The sequence below is a fragment of the Stenotrophomonas veracruzanensis genome, assembly GCF_032911525.1.
GTDB lineage: Bacteria > Pseudomonadota > Gammaproteobacteria > Xanthomonadales > Xanthomonadaceae > Stenotrophomonas > Stenotrophomonas africana.
On the sequence record NZ_JAWJTI010000062.1, the window covers coordinates 1 to 10557 of the forward strand.

Sequence of the window (10557 nt, forward strand, 5' to 3'; positions counted from 1 at the left end):
GCGGCATGGATGCCGCGGCCAAGCCCCCATGGAAGGGTTTACGGCGTCTCCCGCAACCGGGCCCACCCCGCCATCCCACAGGAAATCCGCTTCTGCTTCTGCTTCTGCTTCGGCTGTTGCTGTTGCTCCAGCACGCAGCAGGTGCAGGGCTGCAAGCCCTGCCGACCAACACCCTGCTTACGAACGGCTGACGTAACGCTCATGCGCCATGCGCGAGGCTGTCCACTGGTTGTTCGACTGGAGGTGGCAACGGTGCACTGGCAGAGCGCACAGGCCTACGCATGGCCGTTGGGATTGGCCGTGGTGGTGGGCGGCATCGGCGCGTGGCTGATCCTGTGGATCCATCACCGGCTGAAAGGGCGTGATCGCCGGCGTGCGCGCATCGGGCGCGTGCTCGGGCTGCCGATGGCCACCGCGTGGCCGCTGCTGCTCTTGATTCCCGCCTTGCAGGCGACGCCATTGCAGGATCCGTTGCTGGGCCATCTGCAGCACGGACTACACATCGCATTGATGGCCTGCTTCGTCTGGCTGCTGGTACGCGCGGTGGCGGCGGGCGAGCGCGCGATCCTGCGCAGCCATCCCATCGATGTCTCCGACAACCTGGAAGCGCGCCGCATCCAGACCCAGACGCGGGTGCTCAGCCGTGTGCTGATGGGCGGCATCATCGTGCTGGGCGCATCGCTGGTGCTGCTGACCTTCCCGATGGTGCAGAAGATCGGCACGGCGCTGCTGGCGTCGGCGGGCCTGATCGGACTGGTGGCGGGCATCGCCGCCAAGCCGGTGTTCGGCAACCTCATCGCCGGCCTGCAGATCGCACTGACGCAGCCGATCCGCCTGGACGACGTGGTGATCGTCGAGGGCGAGTGGGGACGCATCGAGGAGATCGGCAGCAGCTACGTGGTGGTGCGGATCTGGGATGAGCGGCGGATGGTGGTGCCGCTGACCTGGTTCATCGAGAACCCGTTCCAGAACTGGACGCGGCGCAGCGCCGACCTGCTCGGTACCGCATTCTTCTGGCTGGACTACCGCGCGCCCATTGCGGCGATCCGCGCCGAGCTGGAGCGCATCTGCCGGGGCGAAGCGCTGTGGGATGGCCGGGTCTGCGTGACCCAGGTGACCGAGACCAGCGAGCGTGCGATCCAGGTGCGCCTGCTGGTCAGCGCGCGCAGCTCCGGTGATGCCTTCGACCTGCGTTGCCTGGTGCGCGAACGCATGCTCGATTTCCTCGCACGTGAGCATCCGCAGTCGTTGCCGCAGGTGCGTGCGCGGCTGCAACACGAAGACGAGCTGGATATGCCGCATGGTCCGAGGGCGCGCACTGCGGATGTGCGCTCGCCGGGTGCTGAAGATGGTGAGGCGGCGATCGTATCGGTGGAGCCCGACCAGCCGCTGTAGAGCCGAGCCATGCTCGGCTGCTTTCGATTTTCCGTTGAAGCCGAGCGTGGGCTCGGCTCTACAGAAACACGATCACGGCTCCCCGGCATCGATCAGCGCATCGGTATCGAAGTGCGGGGGGCGCCGTGCGCGCGTGCGCTGTTCGTAGGCGTAGGCCATTTCGATCAGCTTCGGTTCGCTCCAGGCGGTGCCCATGAACAGCAGGCCGACCGGCAGGCCATCGATCTGGCCCATCGGCACGGTCAGGCTGGGATAACCGGCCACGGCGGCGGCGCTGTAGCTCTCGCCGGGGAAGTCGTCGCCTTCGCTGCGGATCGGCCAAGCCACGCCGGTGGTTGGTGCCACCAGGGCGTCAAGCTGATGGGTGGCGAGGGCGGCGTCGATGCCTTCCGGGCCGGCCAGGCGGCGCGCATCGCTGCGCGCGCGGATGTAGGCGGGGTCGGCCAGGCCGGCGGTGGCATCGGCCTCCACCAGCAGCTCCTGGCCGAACAGGCCCAGTTCCTGCTTGCTGTGCGCCTGGTTGAAGGCGATCAGTTCGGCCAGGCTGCGCAGTGGTGCGCGGTGGGTGCTGAAGTAGCGCTCCAGCCCGGCCTTGAATTCGTACAGCAGCAGCGTGCGCTCGGCCTCGGCCCAGGCGCCCTGGTTGGGCAGCTCCACCGGCACCACCACGGCGCCGGCGCGACGCAGCTCGGTTGCCGCCTGTTCGATCAGTGGCGGCATGCCACGGTACTTCAGCAGCGGTGTCTGCAGCAGGCCGATGCGCTTGCCGCGCAGGCCCTGCGGGTCCAGGCGCGCGGTGTAGTCGTAGACCGCACGGCCGGGCATGGTCGCGGTGGCCGGGTCGGCATCATCGCGGCCCGCGATCGCGGTCAGTACAGCGGCGGCGTCGGCGACACTGCGCGCCATCGGTCCAGCGGTGTCCTGGCTGAAGGAGATCGGGATGATGCCGTCGCGGCTGACCAGGCCGACCGTCGGTTTCAGGCCGACCACACCGTTGATCGCCGCCGGGCAGACGATGCTGCCGTCGGTCTCGGTGCCGATCGCCACGCTGGCCAGGTTGGCGGCCACGGCCACCGCGCTGCCGCTGCTGGAGCCACAGGGCGAATGGCTCAGCCGATAGGGATTGCGGGTCTGGCCGCCACGCGCGCTCCAACCGGAGATCGAATCATTGCCGCGGAAATTGGCCCATTCGCTCAGATTGGTCTTGCCCAGCACCACCGCACCGGCTTCGCGCAGCCGCCGTACCAGGTATGCATCGTCCGGACGGAATCCCTGCAGCGCCAGCGAGCCGGCGCTGGTGGCCATCGGCGCGGCGTTGATGTTGTCCTTCAACAGCAGCGGGATGCCATGCAGCGGGCCACGCAGGCGACCATCACGGCGCTCGCGGTCGCGCGCGGCGGCTTCCTTCAGGGCATCGGGGTTGAGCTCGATCACCGCGCGCAGGCGCGGCCCGGTGCGGTCCAGGGCAGCGATGCGCTGCAGGTAGGCCTGGGTCAGGGTGGTGCTGTCCAGTTCACCGGCGGTCATCCGCGCCTGCAGGTCGGTGACATCGGTTTCGGCGTACGGGAACGGCACGTTGCGGCTCGCAGGTTCGGCCGCATGCGCGCTGGGCGTGGCCTGGCTGCAGCCAGCCGAAAGCAGCGCAGGCAGCGCGGCGAGCAGGCAGGTCAGCAGAGGCGGCAAGGACGGGCGCATGGGGCGGCTTGGTCGGCTCCAATCCCCAGTGTAGCCGGTGCTCAGCGGTGGCGCTTGCGCAGGTCGCGGGCGAGGACGTAGACCACGATCAGGTTGATCGCCAGGATCGTCCACGACGGCCAGCCGGGATGGCGGATGATCGCGAAGATATCGAAGGGCAGGTACAGCGAGGCGGTCAGGCAGCCCAGCCAGGACGCCCAGGCCTTGGCCCGCCACAGGCCCCAGGCTTCGACCAGGTGCAGCAGGCCGTAGCCGATCATCCCCGCCGCGGCCAGGTGGACCGCGTCGGGGCTGATCATGTGCAGCAGCGAGGGCAGGGTGCCATGGTCCGGGTCCAGGCTGAAACGCCGGATCAGGACCATGATGCCGTGCCGCAGCGGCTGCGGTCCGAGCACTTCCAGCCCGGTGGCGGCCAACAGTGCCAGCATCGCCTTGCTCGCTTCGAGCAGGGCGATGACATGGAGACCCGGATGCCGGTGTGGATCCGGGTTGTAGCCGCTCTGGTTCACGGGGTGCTGGCTCAGCCGCCGCGCGAAGCCTTCTTGCGGTCGCTTTCGGTCAGGAACTTCTTGCGCAGACGGATCTCCTTCGGGGTGATCTCGACCAGCTCGTCGTCTTCGATGAAGTCCAGGGCCTGTTCCAGCGAGTACTTGATCGCCGGGGTCAGCTGGATCGCATCGTCCTTGCCCGAAGCGCGCATGTTGGTCAGCGGCTTGGTCTTGATCGCGTTGACGGTCAGGTCGTTGTCCTTGGAGTGGATGCCGACCAGCTGACCTTCATACACGTTGTCGCCTTCAGCAGCGAACAGCTTGCCGCGCTCCTGCAGCGGGCCCAGCGAGTAGGCCGGCGTGGTGCCCGGCGCATTGGCGATCATCACGCCGTTGATGCGCTTGGCGATCGCGCCCTGTTCCTTCGGACCGTAGTGGTCGAACACGTGGAACAGCAGGCCCGAACCCTGGGTGAGGGTCTTGAACTCGTTCTGGAAACCGATCAGGCCACGGGCCGGGATCTGGTACTCCAGGCGCACACGGCCCTTGCCATCCGGTTCCATGTTCTTCAGCTGGCCCTTGCGGGTGCCGAGCTTTTCCATCACGCCGCCCTGGTGGATTTCTTCGATGTCCACCACCAGCTGCTCGATCGGCTCCATCATCTGGCCGTCGATTTCCTTGATGATCACTTCCGGGCGCGACACGGCCAGCTCGTAGCCTTCGCGACGCATGTTCTCGATCAGCACCGACAGGTGCAGTTCGCCACGGCCGGAGACCAGGAACTTGTCGGCGTCTTCCAGCTGTTCGACCTTCAGGGCCACGTTGTGGACCTGCTCGCGGTCCAGGCGGTCCTTGATCTGGCGGCTGGTCAGGAACTTGCCACCGGACAGGTCCTTGTTGCCGGCGAACGGCGAGTTGTTGACCTGGAAGGTCATCGAGATGGTCGGCTCGTCGACGGTCAGCGCCGGCAGGGCTTCGGGGGTATCCGGGTGGCACAGGGTGTCGGAGATGGTCAGCTCCGGAATGCCGGAGATGGCCACGATGTCACCGGCTTCGGCGGTGTCCTGCTCGATGCGCTCCAGGCCCAGGAAGCCCAGCACCTGCGCAACCTTGCCGTTGCGCTTCTTGCCTTCACGGTCGATGACCGCAACCTGCATGTTCTTCTTCAGGGTGCCGCGCTGGATGCGGCCGATGCCGATCACGCCCACGAAGTTGTTGTAGTCCAGCTGGCTGATGCGCATCTGGAACGGGCCTTCCGGGTCCACTTCCGGACGCGGGGCGTGCTGCATGATCGCTTCGTACAGCGGGGTCATGTCGCCGTCGCGCACGGTGTCTTCCAGGCCGGCGTAGCCGTTCAGGGCCGAGGCGTAGACGATCGGGAAGTCCAGCTGCTCATTGGTGGCGCCGAGCTTGTCGAACAGGTCGAAGACCTGGTCGATCACCCATTCCGGACGCGCGCCCGGACGGTCGATCTTGTTGACCACGACGATCGGCTTGAAGCCCATCGCGAAGGCCTTCTGGGTCACGAAGCGGGTCTGCGGCATCGGGCCGTCCATCGCATCGACCAGGATCAGCACGGTGTCGACCATCGACAGCACGCGCTCGACCTCACCGCCGAAGTCGGCGTGGCCGGGGGTGTCGACGATGTTGATCCGGTTCTTGATGCCGGTCTTCTTGTCTTCCCAGGTGATGGCGGTGTTCTTGGCCAGGATGGTGATGCCGCGTTCCTTTTCCTGGTCGTTGCTGTCCATCACGCGCTCGGCGAGGACGGTGCGCTCGGACAGGGTGCCGGACTGCTTCAGCAGCTGGTCGACCAGGGTGGTCTTGCCATGGTCGACGTGAGCGACGATGGCGATGTTGCGAAGATTTTCGATGGACATACGAAAGGGGGCCAGTCGGCGCCGGATTTGGAAAAAGAAGTCCAACATTATACGTCGAACTTGACGATTCGCGAAAAGATGGATTTCACGCCGGTCCGGGGCGCCATTCAGGTGGCTGTCCAGCGCTCCGGCCCAGGCCGCCAGGAGGGACAGACGGCGCTGCCCGTCCGGTGGCTGAAGCCGGCGTCTCCACCGATGGTCGAAGCCGCCGCCGCCACGAGGCAGGTGTAAACTAGGTGGCTAGACGCGTTCCCCTCTGCATCAAGGATCTTCATGTCCCTCATCGCCACTTTCGACACCACCCAGGGCCCGATCAAGGTCGAGCTGTTCGCCGACAAGGCGCCGCTGACCGTGGCCAACTTCGTGAACCTGGTCAAGCACGGCTTCTATGACGGCCTGATCTTCCACCGCGTGATCGCCGACTTCATGATCCAGGGCGGCTGCCCGCAGGGTCGTGGCACCGGCGGCCCGGGCTACAAGTTCGAAGACGAGAAGAATGGCGTGAAGCACGAGGTCGGCTCGCTGTCGATGGCCAACGCCGGCCCGAACACCAACGGCAGCCAGTTCTTCATCACCCACATCAAGACCGACTGGCTGGACGGCCGCCACACCGTCTTCGGCAAGGTCCTGGAAGGCCAGGCCATCGTCGATTCGGTCAAGCAGGGCGACGTGATCCATTCGATCACCCTGGAAGGCGACGTCGACGCCGTGCTGGCCGCCCAGGCCGACCGCGTCGCCGAGTGGAACAAGCACCTCGCCGCCTGATTCCCCTTCGAAACGGCCACCCACGGGTGGCCGTTTCCCTGTTCCCCGCCGCCCGCCCGGCCTGCGTGGCCATGCCTGCGGCGTCCCATCAAACGCTTGCAAGCAAGAGGAAACCCCCATGAAAGCACCCGTTCGTGTTGCCGTGACCGGCGCCGCCGGCCAGATCGGTTATGCCCTGCTGTTCCGCATCGCCTCCGGCGAAATGCTGGGCAAGGACCAGCCGGTCATCCTGCAGCTGCTGGAACTGCCGGTCGACAAGGCCCAGGCCGCCCTGAAGGGCGTGATGATGGAACTGGAAGACTGCGCCTTCCCGTTGCTGGCCGGCATGGTCGGCACCGATGATGCTGAAGTGGCGTTCAAGGACGCCGACATCGCCCTGCTGGTCGGCGCGCGTCCGCGTGGCCCGGGCATGGAGCGCAAGGACCTGCTGCTGGAAAACGCCAAGATCTTCACCGCCCAGGGCGCAGCGCTGAACAAGGTCGCCAGCCGTGACGTGAAGGTGCTGGTGGTCGGCAACCCGGCCAACACCAATGCCTACATCGCAATGAAGTCGGCTCCGGACCTGAAGCCGGAAAACTTCACCGCCATGCTGCGCCTGGATCACAACCGTGCCCTGAGCCAGCTGTCGACCAAGCTCGGCAAGCCGGTCGGTGGCATGGAGAAGCTGGTCGTGTGGGGCAACCACAGCCCGACCATGTACCCCGACTACCGTTTCGCCACCGCCGATGGCGCGTCGATCGCCGATGCGATCAACGACCAGGAGTGGAACGCCAACACCTTCATCCCGACCGTCGGCAAGCGCGGCGCGGCGATCATCGAGGCCCGTGGCTCGTCCTCGGCCGCTTCGGCCGCCAATGCAGCGATCGACCACGTGCGTGACTGGGTGCTGGGCAGCAACGGCAAGTGGGTCACCATGGGCGTACCGTCCGATGGTTCCTACGGCATTCCGGAAGGCGTGATCTTCGGCTTCGCGGTGACCACCGAGAACGGCAAGTACACCCTGGTCAAGGATCTGCCGATCGACGACTTCAGCCAGAAGTACATCGACAAGACCCTGGCCGAGCTGGAAGAAGAGCGCGCCGGCGTCGCCCACCTGCTGGGCTGATGCAGGCGGTACCGGCTCCGGCCGGTACGCAGAAAACGGGGAGGCTTCGGCTTCCCCGTTTCTGTTTCGACGGATACGGAACCGCATGATCCACCTGCATTACATCGACGACGCGCTGCTGGTGGCCGAGAAGCCGGCCGGCCTGCTGTCCGTGCCAGGCCGCAGCGCCGAGAACCAGGACTGCATGGTCGCGCGCCTGCAGGCGCTGTACCCGGACGCGTTGACCGTGCATCGGCTGGACCAGGTGACCTCCGGGCTGCTGCTGCATGCGCGTGGCAAGGACATGCAGGCGGCGTTGTCGATGCAGTTCGAGCAGCGCCAGGTTGGCAAGCGGTATGAAGCGGTGGTGCAGGGGCTACTCGAGGGTGATGCCGGCGAAGTGGACCTGCCGTTGATCGTGGACTGGCCGAACCGGCCGAAGCAGATGGTCGATCACGAACGCGGCAAGCCGGCGCTGACGCGCTGGCGCGTCATGGCGCGTGATGTTGAAGCGCAGCGCACCCGCGTGGCGTTGGAACCGATCACTGGCCGCAGCCATCAGCTGCGTCTGCACATGGCCAGTCTTGGCCATCCCATCGTCGGTGACGTGCTGTATGGCGCCGCACCGGCGCAGCGCGTGCATCTGCATGCGCGCAGCCTGCAGTTCACCCACCCGGTGACGGGCGCGGCGCTCGCGTTCGAGTCTGCAGCTCCGTTCTAGGGGTTCGGCAGGGCTTGCAGCCCTGCACCTGCAGAATCAACGTCAACGTCAAAAGCGGGCTATACGTGAGTTGGCGGGACGGTGTCGGAGTGCGGGGACGCCGCAAGTACGTCCCTGTAGGCTTGGCAGCCGGTGGCCGTTGTTCCGCGCAGCTGTTGGTAGGTGTCGACCTTGGTCGACACGATTTTTCTTTCAGATATCGAATGAATCATCCACGCATGGCGTGGATCTACCGTGTCGACCAAGGTCGACACCTACCAGAGCAGTCGACCCAGGTCGACACCTACCAGAGCAGTCGACCAAGGTCGACACCGACCAGAACAATATGCCGTTCCGACAGATCGCGGAATCTGTCGAAGGCGGGGTGGGTCCGGTTGCGGGGGGCGTGAGCCGCATGGATGCGGCGACCGAGCCTCCATGGACGGATTCACGGCGTCCCCCGCAACCGGACCCACCCCGCCATTCCCCAGTAAGCCAGCTTCCGCTGTTGCATCGGCTTGTGCAGGTGCAGGGCTGCAAGCCCTGCATAACAAACCCCACCCCCCTACCAAGGTAGGGCGGCCCGCGCGGCAGCGCCGGACTATCCTCGAACCCATGACTTTGTCTGGGAGGGCTGCGTCATGAACTACGAGGAAACCTACCGTCGCTCGATCGACGAGCCGGAGGCCTTCTGGGGCGAGGAAGCCAAGCGCATCCATTGGCACAAACCACCGCAGCAGGTGCTCGACTACAGCAACCCGCCGTTCCGGCGCTGGTTCGTCGGCGGTGAAACCAATCTCTGCTACAACGCCGTCGACCGCCACCTGGCCGAGCGCGCCGACCAGCTCGCGCTGGTCGCCATTTCCACCGAGACCAACAGCACCCGCGAGATCACCTATCGCCAGCTGTATCGCGAAGTGAACGACTTCGCCGCCGTGCTCAGGCACCTCGGTGTCGGTCACGGTGACCGCGTGGTGATCTACATGCCGAACATGGCCGAAGCCGTGTTCGCGATGCTGGCCTGCGCGCGCATCGGTGCGGTGCACTCGGTGGTGTTCGGGGGCTTTGCCGCGCACAACCTGGCGCTGCGCATCAACGATGCGAAGCCGAAGCTGCTCATCGCCGCCGATGCCGGCATGCGCGGTGGCAAGCTGATTCCGTACAAGCCGATGGTTGACGCGGCCTGCGCCGAAGCGGCTTCGCCGCCACCGCATGTGCTGATCGTGTCGCGCGGGCTGGATGCCGCCGAACCCCGCGTGCCGGGCCGTGATGTGGACTACGCCACGCTGCGTGCACAGATCGGGGAAGTGGATGTGCCGGTGCAGTGGCTGGAAGCGAGTGAGCCGAGCTACCTGCTGTACACCTCCGGCACCACCGGCAAGCCGAAGGGCGTGCAGCGCGACGTGGGTGGCTATGCGGTGGCAATGGCCCAGTCGATGGAGACCGTGTTCGACTGCAAGCCGGGCCAGGTGATGTTCTCCACCTCCGATGTCGGCTGGGCGGTGGGCCATTCCTACAACGTGTACGGCCCGCTGATCGGTGGCTGCACCTCGCTGCTGTACGAAGGGCTGCCGACGAATCCGGATCCGGGCATCTGGTGGGCGCTGTGCGAGCAGTACAACGTGCGCACGATGTTCTCGTCGCCCACCGCCATCCGCGTGCTGAAGAAGCACGACGCGGACTTCATCCATCGCCACGATCTGCGCGCGCTGAAGTACCTGTTCCTGGCCGGCGAGCCGCTGGACGAGCCGACCGCGCACTGGATCAGCGAAGCGCTCGGCAAGCCGATCATCGACAACTACTGGCAGACCGAAACCGGCTGGCCGGCGCTGACCCTGCTGCCGGGCCTGGAGATGAAGCCGGTGCGTTTCGGCTCGCCCGGGTTCCCCAATCTCGGTTACCGGATGAAGGTGATCGACGAGAACACCGGCGAGGAAGTCGCACCGGGGCAGAAGGGCGTGCTGGTGGTGTCGCCGCCGCTGCCGCCGGGCTGTATGAGCACGGTGTGGAACGACGACAGCCGTTTCCTGCAGAGCTACTTCAGCCACTTCAAGGAACTGCTGTACAGCTCGCTGGACTGGGCGATCCGCGACGATGATGGTTACACCTTCATCCTCGGTCGCACCGATGATGTGATCAATGTGGCCGGGCACCGCCTGGGCACGCGCGAGATCGAGGAGGCCATTTCCAGCCATCCGCGCGTGGCCGAGGCCGCCGTGATCGGGGTCAAGGATGAACTGAAGGGGCAGGTGCCGCTGGTGTTCGTCACCCTCAAGCAGGGGCTCGATGGCGAGGATCCGGCGCCGGTGGTGGCCGAGATGATGGCGACGGTGACGACCTCGCTTGGCGCGGTTGCGCGCCCGGCGCATGTGCATGTGGTCAATGCACTGCCCAAGACCCGTTCGGGCAAGCTGCTGCGGCGCTCGTTGCAGGCGCTGGCCGAACAGCGCGACCCGGGTGACCTGTCGACGCTGGATGATCCCAGTGCGCTGGAGGAGATCCGCCGCGCGCTGGGCCGTTGACCTGGAAGTGCCGGGCGCTGGCCGGCAC

General features: G+C 66.1%; 8 protein-coding genes. 5 read left to right on the forward strand and 3 right to left on the reverse strand.

From position 1 onward, the window contains the following. Positions 1–252: 252 nt before the first annotated feature. The gene (locus R1H25_RS19980) at positions 253–1395 is read left to right on the forward strand and encodes a mechanosensitive ion channel family protein (RefSeq protein ID WP_317224437.1); all 1143 of its coding nucleotides are present in this window, start codon (positions 253–255) and stop codon (positions 1393–1395) included. Positions 1396–1467: 72 nt separating this feature from the next. On the opposite strand, the gene R1H25_RS19985 is transcribed toward R1H25_RS19980, so the two are convergent. The 3 genes from R1H25_RS19985 to typA are packed head-to-tail and all read right to left on the reverse strand — an operon-like array spanning position 1468 to position 5458. Beyond that, a complete protein-coding gene (locus R1H25_RS19985) occupies positions 1468–3090 on the reverse strand; it encodes an amidase (RefSeq protein ID WP_317224438.1) in 1623 nt (540 codons plus the stop codon). A gap of 41 nt (positions 3091–3131) precedes the next feature. Beyond that, entirely contained in the window at positions 3132–3599 is a 468-nt protein-coding gene (locus R1H25_RS19990) for a DUF2127 domain-containing protein (RefSeq protein ID WP_005415426.1), read from the reverse strand. A gap of 11 nt (positions 3600–3610) precedes the next feature. Beyond that, entirely contained in the window at positions 3611–5458 is a 1848-nt protein-coding gene (gene typA, locus R1H25_RS19995) for a translational GTPase TypA (RefSeq protein ID WP_049444226.1), read from the reverse strand. A 273-nt stretch (positions 5459–5731) separates the two neighbouring features. On the opposite strand from typA, the gene R1H25_RS20000 reads away from it, so the two are divergent. From R1H25_RS20000 to prpE, 4 genes are all read left to right on the forward strand, one after another. Further along, positions 5732–6223: a peptidylprolyl isomerase gene (locus tag R1H25_RS20000; RefSeq protein ID WP_005408225.1), complete on the forward strand. Its 492-nt coding sequence runs from the start codon at positions 5732–5734 to the stop codon at positions 6221–6223. Between the two features lie 118 nt (positions 6224–6341). Then, the gene (locus R1H25_RS20005) at positions 6342–7328 is read left to right on the forward strand and encodes a malate dehydrogenase (protein WP_004153634.1); all 987 of its coding nucleotides are present in this window, start codon (positions 6342–6344) and stop codon (positions 7326–7328) included. An 85-nt stretch (positions 7329–7413) separates the two neighbouring features. Then, entirely contained in the window at positions 7414–8028 is a 615-nt protein-coding gene (locus tag R1H25_RS20010; protein WP_317224439.1) for an RluA family pseudouridine synthase, read from the forward strand. 620 nt (positions 8029–8648) lie between these two features. Further along, complete coding sequence (prpE, locus tag R1H25_RS20015) at positions 8649–10529, forward strand: propionate--CoA ligase (RefSeq protein WP_317224440.1); 1881 nt, start codon at positions 8649–8651, stop codon at positions 10527–10529. Positions 10530–10557: the final 28 nt, after the last annotated feature.

Coding starts and splice junctions, on each gene's coding strand:
- R1H25_RS20000 (WP_005408225.1), top strand. CDS start 5,732: ATGTCCCTCATCGCCACTTTCGACACCACCCAGGGCCCGATCAAGGTC.
- typA (WP_049444226.1), bottom strand. CDS start 5,458: ATGTCCATCGAAAATCTTCGCAACATCGCCATCGTCGCTCACGTCGAC.
- prpE (WP_317224440.1), top strand. CDS start 8,649: ATGAACTACGAGGAAACCTACCGTCGCTCGATCGACGAGCCGGAGGCC.
- R1H25_RS20005 (WP_004153634.1), top strand. CDS start 6,342: ATGAAAGCACCCGTTCGTGTTGCCGTGACCGGCGCCGCCGGCCAGATC.
- R1H25_RS19985 (WP_317224438.1), bottom strand. CDS start 3,090: ATGCGCCCGTCCTTGCCGCCTCTGCTGACCTGCCTGCTCGCCGCGCTG.
- R1H25_RS20010 (WP_317224439.1), top strand. CDS start 7,414: ATGATCCACCTGCATTACATCGACGACGCGCTGCTGGTGGCCGAGAAG.